This window comes from Thalassolituus sp. UBA6592 (genome assembly GCF_002433655.1).
Classification (GTDB): domain Bacteria; phylum Pseudomonadota; class Gammaproteobacteria; order Pseudomonadales; family Oceanobacteraceae; genus Venatoribacter.
This window is the reverse complement of record NZ_DJIO01000084.1, coordinates 681-25406: the sequence shown is the minus strand read 5'-3', so window position 1 is coordinate 25406 and position 24726 is coordinate 681. Positions and strand designations below refer to the sequence as shown.

Sequence of the window (24726 nt, the reverse complement as noted above, 5' to 3'; positions counted from 1 at the left end):
TGACGCTCACAAGCGCTGTAAGGATCATGCTTCCACATATAAGTGTAATCAAGATATCCCTTACTGTGACCCCACGCCACGGAAATTATCTGATGATCAGGTCAATTCCTCATCCAGCTCACGGCTCAGCTGCTCAACAATACGCTGACGCAGCGCTTCTGCGGCATCCCGCCCGGCAATACCTTCTGCCAGCGTCAGCTTTTTACCGTCATCACTGTGCAGCTTAAGGCGGTAATAATCTGTCTGTCGTTTACCGGAAGTGGCCGTCACCGACTTATCCAGATGAATCTGCTGTGGTGAGCGGATCGTGGCGGAACGGCTGTACAAAGGTTTACCAAACATGCGTCGTACGATGGTCACCTGACGCCCTTCGATCTGACATTCCAGTCCACGCCCCAGTACAAACACACCAATGACAAACAGCAGGCCGCCAATTAATGCAAACACCGGCCCCATAACCCACAAAGCCCCGCCCTCCAGGCTGGCCTGCCAGGTAAGAAAAACACCGACAGCGGCAAATATAAATCCCATGGGTAACAGGGGTAAAAAGACCGCCTTATTGCGCCCTGCCGCGCTGTCCAGTGACAAACCGCCAGCACTCGCGGTGGTGCTGATCTGACGTGCAGCTGATTCCAGCGAACGCTGCTGTTTTTCACTGCGATCCTGCGCCTGCTGACTGACCGGTGGCTGCCAGGATGAACGCTGCTGACCGCGTACCACCGGCACCTCCCAGCTGCGGGAAAATTCCATCGTTTCTGCCGCCCCCGGACCTGCCATATTAAGCAGACCTTCGCACTGAATTTCCCAACTGACAGTGCCGCGGCAACCTTCGGTCTGTTCACTTTCCGGCAGATTATCCGGCACATCAAATACCGCCCGCAGACGCTGACCAGAGGCCAGCATATCAACGCTTGCCACGACACTTTCCTGCCACACAGTCCGATGATGCGTGCTGCGGTTTTTGCCGCTGCCGGTGGTGTAGGTATCGATGCAGCACAAACGTATTTCCGGGCGCTGACTGAAGCGACCGCTGTTTACTTCAAAATAGCCGCCCACCTGGCCACCACAGCAGCCAGGCAACGGATCACAGAAAAACGGAGTGGCGCCTATGCGCAAAAACCGGGAGCGCATACGAAGTCCGCCGAACACCATGCCAGCCCCGGTAAGCGGAAAAATAAGCACCAGCAGCACAGCATAATCCCCGCTGCGCAACGCATCAGGAATGGCTGCGACCATGATCGGCAACGAAATCAGAATAAAGGGAATGCCAACAACCATCATCACCCGGTAACTGCTGCGGGCACTGCTGCGGATGCCCTGACTGAATGCCGCACGGGCCGCTGTTGCCTCATGACCACCGGCATCTGCCAGACTGCTTAATGCCGCATAACGTGAACTTTTACTGCCTGAGCGACGACCAAACCAGATAATGCCGGCTCCGGCCAGAGCAAACACCAGACCGAACAGACTGCTGAACAACAACATCACCGGACGGATACTGCGATCCAGCACAGACTCATCAGGATTTTGCGGATTAACCCAGACAACAGCACTATTGCTTTGCTTATGCCGCTTAAGATCACTGTACAGTTCCTGCCAGTAGCTGCCGATATTGTCGTAGCCATCGTAAAGACTGGCGTCACTGCCACTGTAGCTGGCACCATTAAAATCAAAACGATAACGGGTATTCACCCGATAAGTATCGGAGTTATCGCTGCGGCGGGAATCCAGTTCAAGCATTTCGATCTGTGCACTGACCGGCAGCCAGCTTTGACTGCCATACCATTTCAGCAGCGGTGACAGCGCCATAAAGAAGATGACAGCAAGCCCGGCGAGCAGAAAAATCCCGCCAAATACAACAATGAACCAACCTCCTCTGCGCTGTTTAACTCCCGGTTTTTGCTGTCGTCCACTGCGCATTGGCTGTTTCCTTTTCAGTCGCGATATCTGATAACTGTCTGCTGAACACAAACGCTTATGCACCGGACTTTGCCAGAATCACCGCCGTCGCACCAGCCGGCAAAAACAAAGCCGCCGCCCATCAGGTCGGGCAAAGCTGGTCAGGCAACGCTGGTCAGGTAACGCTGGAGAAGCGGCAGACTTTGTGGCAGCCTCAGCAGAATACAAACAGAGCAAAGCTCTGAATAATCACAACAAACAATAAAAAGGATTTTTATGAACGCCTTGCGCCGTTGGCTCGGACATCCGCTGCCTGCTGTTATTTTTCTGCTGATTTATATCGTTTCCCAGACCCTGATCGCCCGCACACTGCAGGCTGGCAACGCCGAAGCCCTGTTGTTTCAGTTCCAGTTCAGTTACAGCGCCGCGGAGTTTAACGCCCTGCTGAACAGCATTTCCGCTGCCCAGTTAAACGCACTGCAGCAGCACTTCGCTTACGATCATATTCATCCGGTCTGGTATGGACTGCTGGCCCTGTCGCTGACCAGCTGGCTGATGAATCTCAATGAATTGTCTCCGCGCTGGTCCTGGCTGCTGCTGCCGGCCATCCTGATGGCAGCACTGGATGTGGTGGAAAACAGTATTCACGAACCCTGGCTGCAACTGCAGTCCCAGGCCAGCGATCCGTGGACGCTCATCGCCGGCGTTGCTGCCACAAGCAAATGGTCACTGGCAGCAATCTATCTGGCCGGTGCCCTGCTGCTGACCGCGCGCTATTTTTTCGTTGTCCGCCGGCACAGGGGTCAGCGTCTGCGTTAGCACCGGGTTTAGCGACTGGTCCTGCTCTCAGGTTAATGCCGCCCGGCGCACAGAGCCCCACCGCAGCAACAACCGTGTTTGCCATGCAGAAAAGGACGCAGACTGGCCGCAGGCGAACAAATACAGGGATTTTTATTCGCGCACGATCCTCTATACTGACCGTTTGACCTAACCCCGGCACTGATATGAAAAAGCATCGGAGCAAACGTGAGATACGCGAACAACTGGATCAGGAAGTTCAGGATTTCCTCGATCACGGTGGTTCCGTGCGCCAGGTTGACCGGGGGGAAACCGGCCTGGTCGATGGCCGTTATAACGACCGCTCACTGGGCTTTGAGAAACCGCGGGAAGCGCGCACACCACTGTCCGACGTGATGAAAACCCTCGATCAGCGCAAAGAAGAACGACGTCAGAACAACCGTCGCCCGGCAGCGCCCACGCGGGCGAAAAAGCCGCGCAAAAAAATTATTTACGACGATTTCGGCGAGCCATTACGCGTTATCTGGGAAGATGACTGATTATGCTTGATACGCCAATGGCACTGATTCTTGCCGGTGCTGTTTTCACTTATGCCCTGCTGTCACGCTGGACTGAGCAGCAGGCGTTCACCGCCCCCATGTTGTTTACCGCTCTGGGCATTCTGGTCGGCCCGCTGGTGTTTAACATCGCCAACTTCGACGATGACGGCCATAACCTGATGTTTCTCGCCGAAGTCTGTCTGGCCATTATCCTCTTTACCGACGCCAGTCAGATCAAACTCTCTCATCTGGTGAAATTTGAAATTCTGCCCATGCGTCTGCTGGCGGTGGGTCTGCCCCTGACCATTGTCGTGGGCACACTGGCGGCACAGGCGCTGTTCGCCAGTGGCTGGCTGCTGGCATTATTGATGGCGATTATGCTCACCCCCACTGACGCTGCACTGGCGCAGTCCATCTTTGGCCGCAAAGACATCGACGAATCCCTGCGCCATTCCATTACCGTAGAAAGCGGCCTGAACGATGGCATTGCCCTGCCCATATTACTTTTTGCCCTGGCTCTGTTTATCAGCCTGCAACAACCCGATGCCAGTGTTGATCACTGGTACTGGCTGGCTTTTATTGGCGAGCAGTTTGTTATCGGCGCACTGTGGGGCTTTCTCAGTGGTCGCGGCGGCGGCTGGCTGGTGCACATTGCCTGTCGTTATCAGCTGGTAACTCCCATGTACCAACGTCTGGCGGCCATTGCGCTGGCCCTGCTGGCTTATTCCGGTGCCGAAGCCCTGAACGGCAACGGCTTTATCGCCGCCTTTGTCGCCGGCCTGCTGATGCGCCCGGGTTATAAGAGAGTGCAGGAACGCATTAAAGAATTCAGCGAGGCCGAAGGACAATTACTCAGCCTGCTGGTGTTCTTTTTCTTCGGTCTGATTTTCGTCACCGACGCTCTGCCTGACGTTACCGTAAAGAGTCTGATCTACGCACCATTCGCCCTGACCCTGATGCGCATTATTCCGGTGCTGATTTCCCTCACCGGCTCAGGTCTGCCGCTGCGTGCCCGGCTGTTTTTATCCTGGTTTGGGCCACGTGGTATCGCCAGCATTATTTACCTGCTGTTAGTCGTCGAACAGACCGGTATGGCAAGCCCGGCGGTGCGTGAACTGTTTGCCACTACGGTGCTCACCATTCTGCTGAGTATTTTTATCCACGGCATTTCCGCCCGCTTCTTCCATAACCTGCGCGTGCCGGGTAAGCCAGATCAATAACCCAGCGATATTTACCCGCCAGAACGCCAGCACTGCCACGTCACTATTTAAATGTTTCTATCAATAGTGGACAATGCAGTTGCTACGTCCGTACCGTTACGCTTAACAAGCCAGTCCGGCGCAGCGAATATTTCAGATCGATGAACATCGGCCTGTTTCTTTCACAAATGGCGAAAGGCAGGACATTCATCAATAGCGAATCTGAGAAAATCCGTTATAGTTCTGTCAGTTGATGATTTCCGGAGCACCCCATGGATCGAAAGACGCTGCTTATCCCCCTGCTGATCGTTGTGATTGCCGGAGCCACACTGGGCTGGCATTTTCTCCATCAGAATACCTTGCCGGAAGGCCTGTACAGCACCAATGGCCGACTTGAAGCGGAACAGGTTCAGGTAGCCACCAAAACCGCTGGCAGGGTCGCGGAAGTACTGGTGAAAGAAGGTCAGCTGGTGCACAAAGGCGACCTGCTGGTACGCATGGACAACCAACAGCTGCTGGCGCGCAAACGTGAAGCTGAAGCTCAGATTGCCGCCGCCGAATTAGCCTATGAAGAAGCCGACGCCGGTGTTGAACAGCGCGAAGCTCAGCTGAAACTGGCCGACAGTGATCTGAAACGCGCCAAATCCATGTTCGCCAAAGGCGTTGCCCCTCAGGAAACCCTGGATCAGGCTCAGACCCAATACGATTCAGCCAAAGCCGCCCTGCGCCTGAGCAAAGCCACTGCTAACCGCGCGGAGGCCAGCACCGAAGCAGCCCGTGCGGCACGTGCGGAACTGATGACCCTGCTGGAAGACACTGAGATTAAAGCACCGCGCGATGGCCGCATTCAGTATCTGCTGGCCCAGGCCGGTGAAGTGCTGTCTGCCGGGGGCCGTGTGGTCACCATTCTGGATATCTCTGACGTCTACATGACAGTATTTCTGCCTGCCAGTGTGGCCGGCAAACTCAGCCTTAACGACGAAGCCAAACTGGTACTCGACCCGATCCCGCAATATGTAATTCCGGCGCAGGTCTCTTTTGTGGCAACCGACGCTCAGTTCACGCCGAAATCGGTAGAAACCAGTGAAGAACGCAATAATCTGATGTTCCGCGTCAAACTCAGCATCCGCCCGGATCTGCTGCACACCTACGAAGAACTGGTCAAAACCGGCATCCGCGGTCTGGGGTATGTGCGTACCGACCCCCATACCCCATGGACCGAAGAGCTCAGCAAGCCTCTGCCTCAGCCTGAAAACGTCAGTGAATAAACGCTGTCAGCGAATAACATTGGCCCTGCGCGGAGAAAGGCATGACTGATATCGCCATTGTGCACAACCTGAGTCATCGTTACGGCGATACACTGGCGGCCGATAACATCAGCCTGCGCGTGCCGGCCGGTGTCATGGCCGGATTTATCGGCCCGGATGGCGTCGGTAAATCCACCCTGCTGTCGATTATTTCCGGCACCCGTAAAATTCAGCCAGCTGAAAAACCAGGGGCGCAGAAACAGAACACAGAAGACGCCGTTAACCGCGTCGAAGTGCTTGGTGGTGATATTCAGGACGCCAGCCATCGCCGCCGCAGCCAGCCGCGCATTGCTTATATGCCGCAGGGGCTTGGCAAAAATCTCTACCCCACCCTGAGCGTGGCGGAAAATCTGAATTTTTTCGGCAACCTGTTTGGTCAGGGCGCAGAAGAGCGACAACGCCGCATTCTGCAGCTCACCAAAGCCACTGGCCTTGATCCGTTTCTTGATCGTCCGGCGGGCAAGCTGTCCGGTGGTATGAAACAGAAACTAGGTCTGTGCTGCGCGTTAATTCACGATCCCGATCTGCTGATTCTTGATGAACCCACCACCGGCGTGGATCCGTTATCGCGCCAGCAGTTTTGGCAGTTAATCAGCAGTATCCGTCTGCAGCGCCCACAGATGAGCGTTCTGGTGGCCACCGCCTATATGGAAGAAGCCCAGCAGTTTGACTGGCTGGCAGCCATGGATGACGGCAAAGTTATCGCTACCGGCAGCCCACAGGAATTACTGCAGCGCACCGGCTGCGATACGCTGGAGAGCGCGTTTATTTCCCTGTTACCACAGGAAAAACGCGACCAGCACAAAGCGGTTGTGGTGCCACCCATGACTGACGCGCAGGCAGAACCTGCCATTCAGGCATCGCATCTGACGCGCCGGTTTGGCGATTTTATTGCTGTGAACGATGTGTCATTTGATATTCAGCGCGGCGAAATTTTCGGTTTCCTCGGCTCCAATGGCTGCGGCAAAACCACCACCATGAAGATGCTTACCGGCCTGTTGCCATTTTCTTCCGGAGAAGCACGCCTGTTTGGCCAGCTGCCGGACCCGGATGATATGGCGACGCGCAAACGCGTGGGCTATATGTCGCAGAGTTTTTCACTGTATGCGGAAATTTCCGTACGCCGTAATCTCGAGCTGCACGCCAAACTGTACGCCCTCGGTGATGAGCAATCGGCGCAACGCATTAACACAGTGATGCAGGAATTTGGTCTGCAGGATATTGCTGAACAACTGCCGGCGGAATTGCCTCTGGGTATCCGCCAGCGTCTGCAGCTGGCGGTTGCCGTGCTGCACGAACCAGATATTCTGATTCTCGATGAGCCGACCTCAGGCGTGGACCCGGTAGCCCGGGATCAGTTCTGGACCCATCTGGTGGATCTGTCACGCAACAAAGGCGTGACCATTTTTATTTCCACCCACTTTATGAACGAAGCAGAACGCTGTGACCGCATCTCGCTGATGCACGCCGGTAAAGTACTGGCGGTGGGTAAACCGCTGGCATTGGCGCAGCAACGTGGCAGTGATTCGCTGGAAAACGCCTTTGTTGATTATCTGAAAGAAGCTGCCGGAATCCGTGATGAGGAAACAGACACTGCGGACAACACTCAGGTTCTGAATGCTGACGCAGATATAGCCCGGAATCGCCTGCAACAGCACAGCCAGCAACAGCACAGCCGCGGTTTGAATTTCCGCCGTTGGTGGGCCTACGCCTGGCGTGAAAGTCTGGAGATTCAGCGCGATCCGGTGCGTCTGGTCTTTGCTTTGTTCGGCCCGCTGATTCTGATGGTCACCTTTGGTTACGGCATCACCTTTGACGTGGAAAATATCCGCTACGCCATCATAGATAACGATCATTCGCGCGAAAGCCGCCTGCTCACCGAAGGCTTATCGGGTTCGCGCTATTTCCAGCAGGAAGAAACTCCCGCCTCCTACGCCGACGCCATTGAACGCATGCGGCTGGGTAAGCTGACACTACTCATAGAAATACCACCGGATTTCGGCAAGCATTTTATTCTTGGCTGGGAGCCTGAACTGGGCATCACCATTGATGGTGCCATGCCGTTTAAGGCAGAAACCACCTCAGGCTATATTCAGGGATTATTGCTGCAGGAACTGCAGCAGATCGCCGCGGAAAATTCACTGGCTACGTCAGTAGCTTACCCGGTCAACGTACAGAACCGCTTTGAATATAATCAGGCATTTAAAAGCGTTTACGCCATTGTTCCCGGCGTCATCATGCTGATGCTGGCGCTGATTCCGGCGATGATGACGGCGGTGGGCATTGTGCGCGAAAAAGAGACCGGCTCCATTGCCAATTTTTATTCCACACCTGTGTCAAGGCTGGAGTTTCTGCTGGGTAAACAGGCGCCGTATGTGGTGATTTCCTTCCTCAGTTTTATCACACTGTTGGTTATGGCCATTGTGGTATTCGGTCTGCCCGTGCGCGGTAATGTGGCTGCTCTGGCGTTGGGTTCACTGCTCTACGTTACTGCCACCACAGGCTTCGGCATGGTGGTGTCGACCTTTACCAAAACTCAGGTCGCAGCGATTTTCGCTTCCATGATTCTGAGCATTCTGCCGGCGGTTAACTTCTCTGGGCTGTTGTCACCGGTATCATCGCTGTCCGGCCCGGCATACCTGATCGGTAATGCTTTTCCGTCATCCTGGTATCAGCTGATCAGTATTGGTTCCTTTACCAAAGGGCTGGATATGGCGGAACTGTGGCAGAACTTTGTCATGCTCGGGGTCTTTATTCTGGTGTTTACCGGATTTGCCTGGCTCGGTCTGAAGAAGCAGGAAGCCTGATGAATATTAAAAACGTTACCGAACTGGGATTAAAAGAACTGTTCAGCCTGCGCTCCGATCCGGTGCTGATTTTTCTGATTATTTATATTTTCTCTATCGCCGTATATGCCGTCGCCAACGGCGTCGACTACGATGTGAATAATGCCGCAGTAGCTGTGGTCGATGAAGACCGTTCCGCGCTTTCCCGTAATATCTCCGCCGCCCTGTTACCGCCGCAGTTCAAAACACCGGTAGAGATAGCCGCCAGTGATATTGAAGAAAAACTGGATAAAGGCGAGTACCTGTTTATTGTGTCGTTTCCGCCACGCTTTGAAAAAGACGTGCTGGCCGGACGCCAGCCTGAAGTTCAGGTGCTGGTTGATGCCACCGCCATCGCCCAGGCAGGTAACGGTGCGAACTATATTCAGCAGATTATTCAGCGCGAAGCCATTGATGCTCTGTCTCCGGGGACACAACTGGATGATCTGCTGCCAGTAAAAACCCGTATCCGTAAACTGTTTAACCCTAACTCATCGTCCGTATGGTTTAACTCGCTGATGCAGGTGATTAACAGCATTACCATTCTGGGAGTGATTCTGACCGGTGCGGCGCTGATCCGTGAGCGCGAACACGGTACTGTGGAACATCTGCTGGTGATGCCGGTGACGCCGGCGGAAATTATGCTGGCTAAGATCTGGGCCAACAGCCTGGTGATTCTGGTGGCCTCGGTCTTATCCCTGCAGCTGGTCGTGAAGCTCTGGCTGGACGTACCGGTGCAAGGATCACTGCTGCTGTATATCTTTGCCTGTGTGCTTTATCTGTTTTCCGTGACATCGCTGGGGATCATGCTGGGAATTCTGACCAACTCCATGGCACAGTTTGCGCTGCTGCTGATCCCGATTGTCATCATTATGTACCTGCTGTCCGGTGGTACGACGCCACAGGAAAGCATGCCGGTATTTTTGCAGCGGGTGATGATGTTTTCGCCATCCACGCACTTTGTTACCCTGGCGCAGAATATTCTTTACCGTGGTGCCGGGCTGGAAAGTATCTGGCAGGAGCTGGTGATTCTGGCAGGCATCGGTGCGGTGTTTTACAGCATTGCGCTGGCGAAATTCCGCAAAGCGATCGTGACTATGGGTTAAAAAAACACGGGTTAAGGGTCAGGGATTAAAAACCAGGAGTTAAGGGCCAGGGATCAGAGCCAGTAGTTAAGAACTGGGTTAAGCGTTAAGCACCGGGAAATAAAAAGCAGGCAGCGCAGTTTACTGATCGCTGCCTTTTTTGGCTTTAGCCCAGGGGTCTGTTCCTGATGTTTTAGCAGCGGATGTTCTGCTGCCGGAACCGGCGCGGTTACCTGACGGCGCAGATTTTTTCGCTGACGGCTGGCTTTTTTGCTTTAAGCGCTGACGTATTTTTCCCGCGCTCTCGCCTTCTCTAAAGCCGATATAAACGGTTTCCACCTGCTCCCGGGCCCACAGCGTTTTGCGCAGAAATTTCAGACTGGATTTTATGCTGGGGTCGGAACGGAAGCAGTTAATGCGCACCAGGTCGCCCAGTGTTACCCAACCGAATTCATCGACCAGCTCTGTCAGAATGGTTTCCAGGGTAACGCCATCCAGATGGCGGCGGGGATTTTCTGTGCTCATTCATTATTACCTTGTGTATGGCGGTTTTTCGCTTCGATCCACTGCGCCATATATTGTGTACTTTTCATGCTGTGGTGGCGCAGCATCATACCGTAAAAATGCTGCTGACGGTGGCCCGCGGGATCCTGCTGTATTTTACTTACCGCGTGCGCCAGCCGTGGTGCGTGATCGGCAAAGGCAAAGCGCTGTCCGATCAGCTGACGGCCATTAATGCTTAAGCTCTGCCACAGCGTTTCGTCGTTATACAGATGCTCCGCCTGTTGTGCAAAATCACTGGCGTTATCCGCTATCAGACCACAGGGGCTGTCAGGATGATACATGCCTTCCGCGCCAATGGCGGTTGTCACTGCCGGGGTGCCACATTGGGCCGCATCAATTAATTTACCCTTTAAACCCGCACCGAAACGCAGTGGTGCCAGCAGTACCCGGGCACTGCTGATCACCTGATGCGCATCTTCCGCCCAGCCGCGGACCAGAAAACCCTGTTTTTCATTGTGCAGCTGAGTGGCTTTTTTCGGCGGATAAGCACCATACACATGCAGTTCCGCCTGAGGTAGCTGACGACGGATCAATGGCCAGATCTGTTCTTTGAGGTAGCGCACCGCATCCCAGTTGGGTTCATGGCGGAAATTACCGATGGACACGAAATGCTGGCGTTCTGTCATTGCCGGTACATCCGTAGCGTCGCTTTGCTGTTCCATAAATGGCAGATACAGCAGCTGCGATTGCGGTAGCTGAAACTGCTCTGTCAGCCACTGCATTTCAAATTCTGAAATCATCAGTGTCAGATCACAGCGCAGAATGGCAGCAATTTCGCGGATGGCCAGTTCACTGTGAGCAAACTCTGGTGTGGGCCTGAGCGGCAGAGCATCCGGCTGCGCTTTCAGCATGGCGTGGCGCGCATGACGCAGTGAATGCAGATCTTCGGTATCGAGAATGCGCACCGCCTGCGGGCAATATTTTTCCACCCGCCAGCCAAACTGCTCTTCCATCATAAAGCGGTCAAACATCACCGCCTGTGGATTCAGCTGCTGAATAAAATCATCAAACGACGAGTGATTCAGGGCAATGGTCTGCGGCTGAATATTCATCGCCTGCAGATTAACAGCGTGGGCGCTGTGCTCCGCCGGTGACGCATAGACCACATTAAAACCCTGCTGCTGAAAGGCACGGATCAGTTGCAACATACGGCTGCCGGCGGCCGAGGATGCCGGTTCCGGCCAGACGTAGCCGATAACCAGCAGGGTCTGTGATAAAGGAATGTCGGAAGCTTGATTCATGGCGCGATTATAGCCGTGCCCTCCCCCTGATCACCACAGCATTCACTCTGGCATAAGATCAGCGCAAACAGATTAAAACCAGCGCTGCGGATAATTCCGGCGTGCGATCAGGCGGTGATAAAGCACACCAAACAGCACGATCAGCAGGGTACCGCTCATTACCGGTGTCAGTACAAAATTCCATCCCGGCTGCGTCAGCATCACCAGTAATGGATTGGCGCCGGCTGGCGGATGGGTGGTATTGGTCAGCATCATCAGGGCAATGCCCAATCCGGTGGCCAGCCCCAGACTGAGCGGATCAGCGCCGAAAAAATGCAGTACGCTCAAACCCGCCAACGTCGTCAGCAGATGACCACCCACGATATTGCGCGGCTGCGCCAGTGGGCTGTCAGGCAGAACAAACAGAATCACCATGGTGGCACCAAAGGGTGCCATTACCAGCGCAGTGCTTTGCCAGTCCTGCAACAGCAACAACAGACTGATGCAGGCGGCAGCGCCACCTCCGGCAAGAAGGGCGGCGAATACGCGGCTGCCAAAGGCTGCGCTCAGCAGGGGAAATCGGGTGTCAGCGGTTTTCATATCAGGCTCCGTTTTTAAGCACAGTTTTAAGGCCGGGTTTAAGGCCTGTCAGCAGTCAGTTCTTTTACAGCGTTAATCTGGTCACCTGAAAAGGTAGACCGACCTGTCTACCAGTAATAGTAGACAGATTGGTCTACTCTTGTCAAAATATTTTGCACGGGACATTTCCCCGCGCCCGCAGATGAGAGCGAAACCATGCCGGACTCACCAACCAAAGCACAAAACAAAGCCAAAGCGTCAGCCACAAACTCACCAGAGACCCGGCAGACCGGAGACAGCAGTGGCAAGCGCAGTGAACTGGTACAGACGGCTTTCCGCCTGTTTTATCAGCAGGGTATTCACGCCACCGGGATCAATCAGATACTGAGCGAATCAGGTATTGCCAAGAAAACCCTGTATCACCACTTCCCGACCAAAGACGATCTGCTGCTGGCCGTCATCGCTTATCGTGACCAGATCTTCAGTCAGTGGTTACTGACACAGCTGCAGGAATGCGCAAGCGTTGAAGCGTTATGCGACGCCTGGTTTATGGCGCTGGATGACTGGTTCAACGACCGTGTCGATACTCTGCTCGGCTTCCGTGGCTGTTTTTTTATCAACAGCAGCGGTGAATACAGTGAACCGGATCATCCGGTATTGCTGGCCTGCCGGGCACATAAGAACAGCCTGCAGCACGCCCTGAAGAAGCTTTTGCAAGGCCTGATGGATGAAGCTGCGGCTACCGTGCTGTCAACTCAATGGTGCCTGCTGAAAGAAGGAGCTATCGTTGCTGCCACCGTCAGTGGCAATAAAAATGCCGCTCGTGATGCCCGGCAGATGGCACAAACCAGGGTTTAAACAAAAACGGCAAAACAGCTGAAACATCTCGCTAAAAGCAAAGTGCGACAAGCGCGATAAAGGGAAAAGACAAGCGCTGTGCGTCACCCATAATGACCCGGTTGGCTGCTGCACTGGCCAAATTGCCAATAGGTCAAAGTTGACAAAGTTGCTAATATAATCAGCACCCTGAACATTATAAGAATTCATCCGTGCTGATTATCGCTAAAATCCTGATCACCTTTCTGACCGTTGTTCTGCTGGCGCAGGTCGCTCAGCGTATGAGCCCACGTCATGCTGGCCTGCTGGCAGGTTTCCCGCTGGGAACGGCCATCGCACTGTACTTTTTTGGCTGGCAACAGGGCGCTGAGTTTGCCGCTGCCGGTGCTGTGTATACCCTCTCCGGCCTTACTTCGGCGATCTGTCTGGCCTTCGGTTACTGGCTGGTGATCCGCAAATTACCCGGCCTGCGCTGGCTTCCACTGGCCGTTGCCAGTGGCTTCAGCTGTTTTTTAGCATCGTCTTTTCTGCTGCAGTATCTGCCCCCATCACCGGCTGTCAGTCTGGCGGTGATCATTGCTGCGATTCTGCTGTTCCGCACCTTGTTCAAGCACATACCCGAAACCCATATCGATAACAGCGCAGCTCCGCAGAACCGTCTGAGCCAGCTGCTGGCGGGCAAAACGGCTACCCTGCTGTTCCGCGCATCCATTGCGACCGCATCCATTCTGCTGATTACCGCGCTGGCCGATGTACTCGGCCCTTCGCGGGCGGGTCTGCTGGCGGCTTTCCCGGTGAGCTTCTTCCCGCTGATTCTGATCCTGCACATCAGCCATGGCGCCAACGTCCTCAGCTGCACCATCAAACACTACCCGGACGGGATTGGCGCGCTGGCGGTGTACGCACTGGCGGTGATTTACCTGTATCCGGCGCTGGGGCTGCATATCGGCACCGCAGCATCTCTGCTGTGCTCCGTCGCCTACCTGCTGATCTATGGTCAGCTGCGCACGCGCCTGCAAAAAAGCTGAAAAACCGCGTTCAGCTGGTACAATGCGACTGCTGAAAAGCAGACCAGCAAAAACACTATAAGCAGAATGCCCGGCCGGACCTATGTTGCGGCCGGCACATACCGGAACAGACCCCATGAAAGAATTTACCACCCCCGATTTTCTCAAAGACGCAGCAGACCTGATTTCCGCCGACGGCTTTGCGACCTCGAATATCTGGTATCACGGCACAGCATCCGGACTGGTCGAAGCCATCAAAACCTCTGGTCTGAAAGGCTCGGGGGATGCCGAACTGCTGCAACGTCAGATGAAAACCCTGGGAACCATTGGTCACGAAGCCAGCGATCAGCAGGACCCGCTGTTCGTCACCCAGAGTAAAGAGCTGGCGTATTTCTGGGCTAACCAGAAAGCCCATACCCGCACTCTCTACATGCAGCAGGAAGAAACACCTGTGGTGTTTAAACTGGAACTGCCGGAAGAGCTGAACAAGCTGGTCATCACCGATGCCGGTGGTGCAGCACTGCTGATGGAACCAGGCAATATTTATCTGCTGTGGCTGAAAGAGCTGTACAAAGAACTGGGACAGCAGATGCCGGAACTGAACCCGTTAAAATGCGACCGCATGGATTATCTGAACAAACTGGGTCTGGCCTATGTCGCCGGCGATGTTGATCCTCAGTATCTGACCCTGCTGCAGTCGCACTGATCTGTGCGCTGATCTGCTCCACCAAAAAGCCGCTGTTGCGGCTTTTTTTGTGCGCGCAGCGCAGTCAGAACAGCCCACACGCATGTCATATTAAGCAATTACGATATCAGCGGAACTCACAGCCACGGATACTGACAACAGGTGCTGAGTTCAGAAACTCTCATCAGCCATTCGCCACAGACAACAGAACAGGAGTTATGTTATGCGGCTGCGCACACGCTGCCAGATGAAATTTGATATCAGCATTCCGACCCCGTTTATTCTTATGTTGCGCCTGCGCAGCGGCGCCCAGCAGTGGGTAGCGAAAAAAGAATACCGCCTTGAGCCGAACATTCCGGTGTTTGAATTCGCCGATGGCTTTGGCAACCTGTGTCAGCGACTGGTCACCCCGCCCGGGCCGTTTTCCATTTATACATCGGCAGAGACGGAAACCGCAGAGCAGATGGACTCAGCGCCGGGAGCACCCTTTACCGATATCGCCAATCTGCCTCAGGACGTACTGGGTTATCTATTGCCCAGCCGTTACTGCGAATCGGACCGTTTCTGCGATATGGCCACCGACATCGTCGCCGGACAACTGCCTGGCTACGATCAGGTCAAAGCCATCGAAAACTGGCTGAAAGCCAATATTCTTTATGCACCTGGCACCAGTGATGTACCTGTCTCGGCGGTGGAAGTGCACCAGCGTCAGTCCGGCGTATGCCGCGACCTTGCCCATCTTGGCATTGCCCTGTGCCGCAGCATCAGCATTCCTGCCCGTCTGGTGGTAGGCTATCTGCATAATCTGCAACCGATGGATATGCACGCCTGGTTTGAAGCCTATGTTGGCGGACGCTGGTACACCTTCGATGCCACCCAGGCAAATCTGCCCGGCGGTTACGTGGTGGTCGGCTATGGACGCGATGCCACAGACGTGGCTGTGTATAATCAGTTCGGCCCGCCGGTATTGCCTGTGTATCAGGAGATTGCGGTGGAAAGAATTGACTGATCAGCCGCATCCGCTGACAGCTTTTTCAGACTGAGGAAACCCATGGCCATGAAAAAGATTTACCTCGCCGGACCGGACGTTTTTCTGCCCGATCCCCACGCAGCCGGAGCGGCGAAAAAGCATTTGTGCCAGCAGTATGGTTTTGACGGGCTGTTTCCGATCGACAGTGAAATCAGCGTTGCTGATGATGAATCTCTGGCGTTTGCCATCAGCCGGGAAAACGAAGCCCTGATTCACCAGGCCGATATTATCATTGCCAACCTGACCCCCTTTCGCGGCCCCAGCGCCGATGCCGGCACCGTTTACGAACTGGGGCTGGCCCGTGGCCTGGGAAAAGTTCTGGCCGGCTACAGCAATGTATCAACGCCATTTACTGAGCGCAGCTGGCAGCACTCTGGCCATGGCGCTATGCCAGAAGACAGCGATGCTCACCTCACCGACCGCGATGGCCTGACCATCGAGAACTTCGGCCTGCACGATAACCTGATGCTGGAAGGCGGTATTTATCTGGCCAACGGCATTTTTATTACCTGCGACGCCCCACCGGAACAGCGTTACACCGACCTCAGCGCCTTTGAACAGATACTAAAGCAGCTGGCTGAACGGATTTAAACCGTCAGCCGCTCAGCGCTGAGCAGACGCCTGCTGCTATGAGTTTCTGTTTCTTGTTATCCCTTTTGACTTTCTCTCCTGCTGTCATTCTTTTGCCAGCGGTTTAGCGTGCGACATAATTGCTTAGCATGCTAACTATATGCTAAATTACTTAGCATGCTAACTAAATAACCCTCCTGCCGGGAACCTTAAATGGAACAGAACCTGGGCTGGCTGCTGGCCCGCGCCGCATTCAACTGGCGTCATACCGTCGACTTCTATATGGAAGAACTGGGGCTGACCCAATCACGCTGGATTGCCCTGCTCCATCTCGGCCGTCTGAATGAAGGCTGCAGTCAGAGTGAACTGGCTTCGGATATCGGCATCGAGCAGCCCTCTATGGTACGCACACTGCAGCACCTGGAAGAATCCGGACTGATCGAACGCCGCCAATGTGCAGAGGATGCCAGACGGCGCACTCTGTGGCTGACCGAAAAAGGCCGGCAGATTCTCAGCGATGTAGAAAGCATGGCGAAAAAAGGCAGGCAGCAATTACTCAACGGGCTCTCCCGTGAACAACGTCAGGTATTACACGAATGCCTGAACCAGATTATCGACAACGCGCAACACAGTACGCAGGCAATTAAAAAATGACGACCGATTTACACTTTAACCGTTGGATGAAGCGCGCAGGCATTCTGTTTCTGCTGATTCTGATTTACATTCTTGTCACCGACATGACCACACCGATGAGTTCGTACTCCATGCTCTATCGGCCGGTAGTAGCCATCGCCCCGCGGGTATCCGGCGAAGTAACGGAAGTCATCGTCGAAAATAACCAGCTGGTACATGCCGGCGATGTTCTGTTCCGTATTGATCCGCGGGATTATGAACTGGCATTAGAGAAATCCGAACTGGCACTGCGCGAAGTAAACCAGACCAACGCCACATTAAAAGCTCAGCTGGCGCAGGCTGAAGCGAATGTCGCCGAAGCCCAGGTCAATGAAAAAGAAGCAATCCGCGAACTGAACCGTATCCGCTCTCTGGTGGAACGCAACATGGTTAGCCAGCAGGAAATTGATCAGGCACAGACTCAGGCACAGGCTGCCAAAGCCCGACTGAATGCCGCCATCGAAAACCGTAATGCCGCTGAAGTAAATCTTGGTGATGCCGGTGAGCAGAACCTGCGTGTACGCATGGCAGTGAATGAGGTAAAACAGGCGCAGTTAAACCTGTCCCGTACCGAGATTATCGCGCCGGAAGATGGTGTTATTTCCAACCTGCAATTAATGCCAGGCGTGCAGGCCAGCGCCAATCAGCCGCTGATGTCGCTGGTTACTATCGGGCACGAACGTATTACCGCTGACTTTCGTGAAAAAAGTCTCAGCCACGTTGATCATGATGTAAAAGCCTGGGTGGTATTTGATGCCATTCCTGGTGAAGTATTTGCAGCACAATTAACCGGACGCGACCTTGGTGTTGCTCAGGGCCAGCTGCAGGCTGATGGTTTACTGGCACACCCTGATGACAGTGACCGCTGGGTGCGGGATGCTCAACGCGTCCGTGTGTATCTTGATATGGAAGAAACCAAAGTGCCGGATACTCTGGTCACCGGTTCCCGCGCAACGGTAATGCTGGCCGCCAGTGACAGCAGTATTATGAAAATGATTGGCAGCCTGCAGATGCACATTATCAGTCTGCTGCGTTATATCTATTAAGTCTGCGGCCGCTTCTGAATATGGAAACTAATCTCACACCGTTTGAGCAGCGCCGCCTGCTGCGCATTGCGCTTGGCAGCTGCATAGGTTTTTCAATCTGTAAAATCATGGACTGGCCGTACGGCATTTTCTTTGCCGTCTTTCCCATGCTGCTGCTGGGCATGGTGCCCATGTTTACACGCAACATATCGGTTGAATTCATCGTTGCCAGCTTATTGAACGTGGTCGAAATATGGCTGTTAAAGGTTCTGTTTGATCCATATCCAACACTGATGATTATCGCGGTATTTTTTGTCTTTGCTTTTCACTTCCGCCTGATGGCCAGTACGCCTTACTTTATGCTCGGAGCCTCAGGTCTGGTAACCGTATCCACCGTACTGCATTTTGGCAGCTATACCGACACCAGTATAAATGACATGATGATTGCCACCGTACTGGCCAGTCTTATTTCAGTATTCAGTGGTGTGATTCTGTATTGGTTAATCCCGGAACATGAAACGCCGAACATGCCGCCAAGGCCTCCACTGACACCATCGCAGATCAATCATCGCACGGTGCTGGGTGCTATATTGGCAACTTTATCCTACATAATATTCCAGATCTTTGATTTACGGGATTCTCTTTCTGCTCAGGTAGCCACCATTCTGATTCTGTTCCCGATGACCTATCAGGGCTCCATTACAAGTGCGATTAACCGCAGCAAAGGGGTAGCCTATGGCTGTGCGCTGGGCATTACTGTGCAGTTGTTACTGAATGATTTAATTGAGCATCTGGCGCTGGTTGTAGTGGCCATGTTTATTACCGTATTAATCGCCGCCAAACTGCACCTGCTGGAGCGCAGTGGATCCGCTGTTGGCTTTGGCGCGCTGACCACGTTGGGTATTTTATTCGGCCAATATCTGTCACCCCACGGCGACATGCTGTATTCGGCTATTTACCGTTTCACGTCGGTAATTGTGGCAGTTACTCTGGTGCTTATTACAGCTTATATACTTGACCACTTTCTCAATCGTTTTGAGCTGACCCGAAACTGATCCGCTGTCTGGGCATCCGTCATTTATGCGTCAGCCTTTAGCGGCAGCCGTTTCTGTAAGCGCCGCGGGTGATGTCTGTTCATTATCTGCGGTTGTCCAGACAGTATCCCTGTTCGCAGACTGAAGGCGCTTTGCTGTGCGCCGGGCAGCAAACCAGAGCATCAGCGCCAGCACAAAAGCAGTAGCATCAACGGCCAGGCTGGCCGTGTCGGTATTAATCCACAGTCCGTTATTTATTCCGGTTAACGGGGCAAGCAGCGCCAGCAGACTGCTGAAGGGAATTGCAGCCGTTAATCCTGCACACACAGTCAATAATGGCACCGACGCCCTGGCAGCACCACGCCAGAACGCCCAGACAACATAAGCAAGAAAGACACAGTAATACACCTGCGGATACAGCGCATTGGTGTTATGGTAATTAAAAGCAATCGACCACTTGCCTGCCAGCATAGCAGCAGCGACTCCAGCCATACTGCCCAATGCGATGCCGACTGTAGCGGATGCCATTAACCGGGTATTCATTGGCTGCTGTACTTGCGGCTGATCACGTTTCTGCTTTTTACGGCGGCTTTCTACCCACAGAAGATTACCGGAATAGAACAGAAACGCACCGCTTAAACCCAGCAGAAAATACACCCAGCGTACCGGTGTTCCACCATAACTGCCAAAATGCAGGGCAAAGAAATGCATCACAGTTTCTGCCCAGGGCGTACCCTTACCCGGCATATAATTATCCGAAGTCACTTCGCCGGAATAAGGGTCCAGTGTAAGGTAAGCGGTTACCGGCCCGCGCACCAGATAATCCGGATGGTATATGTACGCCCTGACCGCCGCCCGCGGACCATCCAGCCCCATATAACGCAGCTGAGTGAGTTGGTATTCCGGTGCCTTTGCATGAATATTAGCAATCAGCAAAGACGGCGCAGCCAGCGTTTTTTCCTGTGCATTCAGCGGTGTATTACCGGAACCACCACGCGCCCTGGCGGCATTACCACCGAACATTGGCTGCTCCTGATAAACGACTTCCTGCAGCCCGGCATAAAGTTCGTCATGAAAGGCAAACACCACGACGGTCAGAGCAATTAATAAATGAAATGGCAGGCTGGTAATACCAATCACATTATGGGCATCAAGCCAGAAACGTTTACGATTTTTTCCCGCGCGAACGATAAAGAAATCTTTTACCAAAGACGGCAATAGAATAATCAGCCCGGAAATCAGCGCAACAAAATACAGAGCACCGGCAATGCCCATTAAGTATGTACCCCAATGCGGATCAGGAAATCCGGCGGTGCGGTGCAGCATATCGATTAAGTCACCGAGCTTAGACGGCTGAACCGGCTCAGCAATCAATGTATTGTCTGTATTCAGAGTCGCCTGCCAGATGTCAGCATCCAGATCGAGACGGTGATGTCCACGACCACCGCCCTCTTCCGGCTTTTCCCAGACCATAGGGGCCGACACCTGTGCGTCATCGGTTAAATACAGTGAGAAACCACGCCCGGCCTCCGGATGCTGCGTCAGCACCTGAGGTACTAACAGATCCAGCTGCGCCGTACTGACCTGATTGAGTTTTTGCTGCGGCGGGCTGACCCAGGCATCAACAGGCTGCTTAAACATGGTCAGCGCGCCGGCAAAGAAACCGATAAATAACAGCAGCCCGGAGGTAATCCCTACCCAGGTGTGCGGTGTTTTGTACACACGGATAATATCGCTGCGGATTTTCATAACAGGGCTCCGCGCACAACAAACAACAGCAGCTGACTTATTGCAGCGCAGCCCCCCAGCCAAATAAGCGCCTGATTTCCGCTGCGAAATAAGAAAGTGAAAGAGAAAATCAGCAGCCACAGCAGTGCCGCCATCCACATATTGAACTGCACTTTGTCCGTGGCGCTGATACCACCCGGACCGGCCCAGGCAAAAATACCCACCAGACCATAAGCCGTAGCGCCCCCCAGCACAGTGCCGGCAAAAATTTTGCGCCACCAGTCAGGCTGTAACTTATCCCGCACTACTGCCTTCCCATCACTGTTCAGCACTGGAGCCTTGTTTACTGTGTTCTGATCAGCGGCCACCAGTGTGATCTCCGGCATCCGGCTTTAACAGAAAAGCAAATGGCAGCAGACCAATCACCAGCATCATCATAACCAGCCAGGCAAACAAGGCAGCATTTACCGGCAGGTAGCTGATGGCCACCAGCAACCCGGTGATCACCAGTACCAGTCCTGACCAGCGCCCACCGATAACCGGTAACGGTCTTGCAAGCCAACGTTGATTGGGATGACTCAGATACAGCAGAACACAACCCAGCAGCGTCATTATCAAAAACAGTGCAGCCATTTTATCCTCCGCAAAAACACAGACGTGGCATAAGCCAGATACTGGCGTGGTTTAATCCGGGACACAGCTGTGCCATATACAGGCAGCTGCATCCGCGCATAAAAGAAGCCGTCATTATACATAAATGCAAATGATTATCAAAGGCAATTGTTATATTTGCTGCTTTCCACCCCCGCCTCTGCCATTCCCCGAACCAACTCCTTAACCAACACCAGAGCCGGGCCTGAACAGCGGCCAGGAAGGTGACTCAGAAGCTGTAAGTACCGCTGATGTAGTAGTTACGGCCCAGCTCATTGGTGGAATAGGTGAGTGCACCCTTCTCCATTTTATCGGTACGCGAATCGCCTATGTTTTTCACGCCTCCACGCAACGTAAAGGCGCTGTTGAGCACAGAGGTGACGCCAAGATCCGTATGAAAATAGCTGGGCAGACTACCCGTTTGTGTAGCACTGCCTGTCCAGGCGCTGCTTTGCATGCCGGCAATATAGTTAGTGGTTACTGTCGCGGTCAGCGCATCTGTCGCACGCCAGTCAACACTGAGGTTGGCCTGATGTTGCGGGCGGTCTTCGACATAGGCATCGTCGCCGTCTTTGGCGATCAGACGGGTATAGTTTCCGGACACAGATAAACTGCGCATAACGTCTGCAGACGCCGCCAGTTCATAACCCCTGGTTTCGACTTTATCGATGTTAATCCAGGAAGCGTCGTAAGGGTCAGCAGCCGTACCACTCCCAAGCAGAAGACGCTGAATCTGGTCTTTTACGTTGTTTTTAAATACGGAGGCGGTCAGATCCCAGGAGGCCTGGCGAACTTCAACACCAGCTTCGTAACTGGTACTGGTTTCCGGGTCGAGATCAGGGTTACCGGGAATATAACAGCCACCATGGCAGCTGATTTCGTGATATTCCGGGCTCAGCTCACGGCCGTCTGGTGCTTTGAAGGCTTTGCTGACGCCACCTTTCACTGTGATCGAATCTGTCACGTGGTACAGGGCGTAAATTTTTGGAGAGAAGTGATTACCGAACACTTCGTGATTATCCAGACGGCCACCCAGCGACAGGGTGAAATCACCAAAAGAAACATCGTCCTGCGCAAACGCTGCCAGCTGATCGATAGAATAACCGCCGGATTCTGTGTAATTCACATCGTCGCTCAGGTCCTGATGGCGGTAGTCCACCCCGGCCACCAGATTATTCCAGTCAGAAGCAAGGGAGGCATAAAACTTGGCGTAGGTGTTCTGCTCCTGAGTATTGTGCTGCACAACGTTATAACTGGTGTTGTAATCATCCACGCGGCTGTTTTCACGCTTGATATAAGCCGAAGTCGAACCCCAGCCCCAGTTACCGGTATGAGTCAGCGCCAGGTCCACACGATTCAGCTTTTGTGCCCGTACAGCACCATCACTGCTGTAAATACCGTAAGGGCGGTCGTCTTTAACGTAACCAAAATCCATATCCAGTTTTTGGTTATCCGTCAGCTCCAGCATCAGGGTTGAGCGCAGATTGGTGGTGTCTTTTTCTTCCATCAGCGGCGCTTCGTCCGCCGACTCGGCATCGTCATCGGAAAACCAGGCATCGCGCTGCAGACGCTCCACCGTCACATCAAACCCCACTTTATCGGTCATCTTGCCGGAAAGGTTGCCACTGACGCGGAACTGGTCACCACCATCACCGGAAACAACATCACGGTACTCGCCGGTAACCGAGCCGGAGAACCCGTCGGTCGGCGCTTTGGTAATAATATTCACCACCCCGCCGATGGCATCAGAGCCGTAAATCGCTGCCATCGGCCCGCGGATCACTTCAACACGCTCGATATTGTTCAGCGGGAAGGAGCTTAAGTCGGCATCGCTGCCTTTGGCGAAAGCACCGCCGGACGACACCCGCTTACCATTCACCAGCACCAGCGTGTATTCACCACCAAGACCCCGGATCTGCAGTTCATCACGGCCAGCGGCGTTACTCAGGTTGTTCACGCCGACTGTGTTACGCAGCAGATCCGGCAGACTGTTAACCGAGGTTTTGGCGATATCGTCGGCAGTGACTACGGTCGTAAATGCCGGGACATCCGCAGATGAACGGGCACTCAGGGTGGCCGTAGTGACCACGTTATCCAGTGCTTTTTCATCATTGTCGGCCAGCGCTGGCCGGGCTGCCAGCAGAGTAAAGTTTCCGGCAATCACCAGAAACAGAAGGTGGTGAATAGGCTTCATGCTTCTCTCCTTAATAATATTGGTTATCATTTGCAGTTGCCGACATATTACTCAAATGCAAATGATTATCAAATAAGAATTGAGACTTTATTGCTACTCCGGGCAAAAAGAACGACGATACAGCTAAGGCATATGACTGAAGATATGCGAGAAGTCGTGTGCTACAGGCATAAAAAAACCGGCCATAAAGGCCGGTTTTTTCAGCGTATTAAGTAGCCGGGGGATGATTACATCATGCCGCCCATGCCACCCATACCGCCCATGCCACCCATATCAGGCATTGGTGCTTCTTCCTTAGGGAGTTCAGCAACCATGGCTTCGGTAGTGATCATCAGACCAGCGATAGACGCTGCAGCCTGCAGGGATGAACGGGTCACCTTGGCAGGATCCAGAATACCCTGAGCAATCATGTCACCGTATTCACCAGTCGCAGCGTTGTAACCGAACGCGCCTTCACCGGCTTTTACTTTATCAACCACAACGGAGCCTTCGGCACCGGCGTTGTAAGCGATCTGACGGATAGGCGCTTCCATAGCGCGCAGTGCCAGAGCGATACCCACGTTCTGATCTTCGTTGTCACCTTCAACAGTAACCTGAGACAGAGCGCGAACCAGAGCAACACCACCACCAGCAACAACGCCTTCTTCTACCGCAGCACGGGTAGCGTTCAGCGCGTCTTCAACGCGGTCTTTTTTCTCTTTCATTTCAACTTCAGTACCAGCACCGACTTTGATCACTGCAACACCGCCAGCCAGTTTGGCCACACGTTCCTGCAGTTTTTCTTTGTCGTAGTCAGAAGTAGAGTTAGCGATTTCAGCACGGATCTGATCAACGCGGGTTTTCACGTCGTCCTGAGAGCCAGCACCGTCAACGATTACAGTGTTTTCTTTGCTGATTACAACTTTGCTGGCGTTGCCCAGCATATCCAGAGTAGTAGTCTCCAGAGACATACCTACTTCTTCAGAAATAACCTGAGCACCAGTCAGAACAGCGATGTCCTGCAGCATGGCTTTACGACGGTCACCGAAGCCAGGAGCTTTAACAGCAGCGACTTTGAACGTACCGCGCAGGTTGTTCACAACCAGAGTTGCCAGAGCCTGACCTTCAACGTCTTCAGCGATGATCAGCAGTGGACGGCCGGATTTAGCGACATTTTCCAGTACCGGAATCAGTTCCTGCAGGTTGTCGACTTTTTTGTCGACCAGCAGCAGCAGCGGGTTATCCAGCTCTGCAGTCATTTTTTCCTGGTTGGTTACGAAGTAAGGAGACAGGTAACCG

At 53.6% G+C, this 24726-nt stretch carries 23 protein-coding genes; 14 read left to right on the top strand and 9 right to left on the bottom strand.

Translation table 11 applies throughout. From position 1 onward, the window contains the following. Positions 1–96: 96 nt before the first annotated feature. The gene (locus B2Z72_RS08500; protein ID WP_297004554.1) at positions 97–1920 is read right to left on the bottom strand and encodes a DUF3592 domain-containing protein; all 1824 of its coding nucleotides are present in this window, start codon (positions 1918–1920) and stop codon (positions 97–99) included. A 255-nt stretch (positions 1921–2175) separates the two neighbouring features. Between B2Z72_RS08500 and B2Z72_RS08495 the strand changes: the two genes are divergently transcribed. From B2Z72_RS08495 to B2Z72_RS08470, 6 genes are all read left to right on the top strand, one after another. Further along, the gene (locus B2Z72_RS08495) at positions 2176–2718 is read left to right on the top strand and encodes a hypothetical protein (protein WP_296984786.1); all 543 of its coding nucleotides are present in this window, start codon (positions 2176–2178) and stop codon (positions 2716–2718) included. Positions 2719–2903: 185 nt separating this feature from the next. Continuing rightward, entirely contained in the window at positions 2904–3236 is a 333-nt protein-coding gene (locus tag B2Z72_RS08490; protein ID WP_296984789.1) for a hypothetical protein, read from the top strand. 2 nt (positions 3237–3238) lie between these two features. Continuing rightward, complete coding sequence (locus B2Z72_RS08485) at positions 3239–4456, top strand: cation:proton antiporter (RefSeq protein WP_296984791.1); 1218 nt, start codon at positions 3239–3241, stop codon at positions 4454–4456. Positions 4457–4707: 251 nt separating this feature from the next. Further along, complete coding sequence (locus B2Z72_RS08480; RefSeq protein WP_296984793.1) at positions 4708–5703, top strand: HlyD family secretion protein; 996 nt, start codon at positions 4708–4710, stop codon at positions 5701–5703. 41 nt (positions 5704–5744) lie between these two features. Beyond that, positions 5745–8549, top strand: coding sequence for a ribosome-associated ATPase/putative transporter RbbA (gene rbbA, locus B2Z72_RS08475; RefSeq protein WP_296984794.1), 2805 nt, complete (start codon positions 5745–5747; stop codon positions 8547–8549). Further along, positions 8549–9673 carry an ABC transporter permease gene (locus B2Z72_RS08470; RefSeq protein ID WP_296984796.1) on the top strand — a complete coding sequence of 375 codons (1125 nt, stop codon included), beginning with the start codon at positions 8549–8551 and terminating at the stop codon, positions 9671–9673. The genes rbbA and B2Z72_RS08470 overlap by 1 nt, the downstream gene beginning before the upstream one ends. A 120-nt stretch (positions 9674–9793) precedes the next feature. Here B2Z72_RS08470 and B2Z72_RS19260 read toward each other — a convergent pair whose 3' ends face one another. The 3 genes from B2Z72_RS19260 to B2Z72_RS08455 all read right to left on the bottom strand — a co-directional run bounded on the left by B2Z72_RS19260 (position 9794) and on the right by B2Z72_RS08455 (position 12036). Continuing rightward, positions 9794–10177, bottom strand: coding sequence for a VF530 family protein (locus tag B2Z72_RS19260; protein WP_349676754.1), 384 nt, complete (start codon positions 10175–10177; stop codon positions 9794–9796). Then, a complete protein-coding gene (locus B2Z72_RS08460; RefSeq protein WP_297004551.1) occupies positions 10174–11457 on the bottom strand; it encodes a glycosyltransferase family 4 protein in 1284 nt (427 codons plus the stop codon). Before B2Z72_RS08460 ends, B2Z72_RS19260 begins: the two co-directional genes overlap by 4 nt. A gap of 72 nt (positions 11458–11529) precedes the next feature. Further along, positions 11530–12036: an HPP family protein gene (locus B2Z72_RS08455; protein WP_296980928.1), complete on the bottom strand. Its 507-nt coding sequence runs from the start codon at positions 12034–12036 to the stop codon at positions 11530–11532. A 195-nt stretch (positions 12037–12231) separates the two neighbouring features. Here B2Z72_RS08455 and B2Z72_RS08450 point away from each other — a divergent pair, with 195 nt between their 5' ends. From B2Z72_RS08450 to B2Z72_RS08415, 8 genes are all read left to right on the top strand, one after another. Further along, positions 12232–12873, top strand: a complete 642-nt coding sequence (locus B2Z72_RS08450; RefSeq protein WP_296980927.1) for a TetR/AcrR family transcriptional regulator — start codon at positions 12232–12234, stop codon at positions 12871–12873. 191 nt (positions 12874–13064) lie between these two features. After that, on the top strand, positions 13065–13880 hold the full coding sequence (locus B2Z72_RS08445; protein ID WP_296980925.1) for a hypothetical protein: 816 nt from the start codon (positions 13065–13067) through the stop codon (positions 13878–13880). A gap of 115 nt (positions 13881–13995) precedes the next feature. Further along, entirely contained in the window at positions 13996–14565 is a 570-nt protein-coding gene (locus B2Z72_RS08440) for a hypothetical protein (protein WP_296980923.1), read from the top strand. 202 nt (positions 14566–14767) lie between these two features. Further along, positions 14768–15553: a transglutaminase-like domain-containing protein gene (locus B2Z72_RS08435; protein WP_297004548.1), complete on the top strand. Its 786-nt coding sequence runs from the start codon at positions 14768–14770 to the stop codon at positions 15551–15553. 48 nt (positions 15554–15601) lie between these two features. Further along, on the top strand, positions 15602–16165 hold the full coding sequence (locus B2Z72_RS08430; protein ID WP_297004545.1) for a nucleoside 2-deoxyribosyltransferase: 564 nt from the start codon (positions 15602–15604) through the stop codon (positions 16163–16165). A 192-nt stretch (positions 16166–16357) separates the two neighbouring features. Continuing rightward, complete coding sequence (slyA, locus tag B2Z72_RS08425) at positions 16358–16798, top strand: transcriptional regulator SlyA (protein ID WP_296983159.1); 441 nt, start codon at positions 16358–16360, stop codon at positions 16796–16798. After that, positions 16795–17862, top strand: a complete 1068-nt coding sequence (locus B2Z72_RS08420) for an HlyD family secretion protein (RefSeq protein ID WP_296983160.1) — start codon at positions 16795–16797, stop codon at positions 17860–17862. Before slyA ends, B2Z72_RS08420 begins: the two co-directional genes overlap by 4 nt. A gap of 20 nt (positions 17863–17882) precedes the next feature. Then, positions 17883–18896: a DUF2955 domain-containing protein gene (locus tag B2Z72_RS08415; protein ID WP_296983162.1), complete on the top strand. Its 1014-nt coding sequence runs from the start codon at positions 17883–17885 to the stop codon at positions 18894–18896. A gap of 30 nt (positions 18897–18926) precedes the next feature. Here the strand turns inward: B2Z72_RS08415 and B2Z72_RS08410 are convergent, their stop codons facing one another. The 5 genes from B2Z72_RS08410 to groEL form a co-directional block, all read right to left on the bottom strand. Continuing rightward, positions 18927–20624 carry a PepSY-associated TM helix domain-containing protein gene (locus tag B2Z72_RS08410; RefSeq protein WP_296983164.1) on the bottom strand — a complete coding sequence of 566 codons (1698 nt, stop codon included), beginning with the start codon at positions 20622–20624 and terminating at the stop codon, positions 18927–18929. Continuing rightward, the gene (locus B2Z72_RS08405) at positions 20621–20908 is read right to left on the bottom strand and encodes a hypothetical protein (protein ID WP_296983165.1); all 288 of its coding nucleotides are present in this window, start codon (positions 20906–20908) and stop codon (positions 20621–20623) included. Before B2Z72_RS08405 ends, B2Z72_RS08410 begins: the two co-directional genes overlap by 4 nt. Before the next feature lie 52 nt (positions 20909–20960). Then, a complete protein-coding gene (locus B2Z72_RS08400) occupies positions 20961–21236 on the bottom strand; it encodes a hypothetical protein (RefSeq protein ID WP_296983167.1) in 276 nt (91 codons plus the stop codon). Between the two features lie 247 nt (positions 21237–21483). Beyond that, positions 21484–23448 carry a TonB-dependent receptor plug domain-containing protein gene (locus tag B2Z72_RS08395; RefSeq protein WP_297004542.1) on the bottom strand — a complete coding sequence of 655 codons (1965 nt, stop codon included), beginning with the start codon at positions 23446–23448 and terminating at the stop codon, positions 21484–21486. Between the two features lie 227 nt (positions 23449–23675). Continuing rightward, a partial coding sequence (groEL, locus tag B2Z72_RS08390) for a chaperonin GroEL (protein WP_297004538.1) occupies positions 23676–24726 on the bottom strand: 1051 nt, incomplete at its 5' end.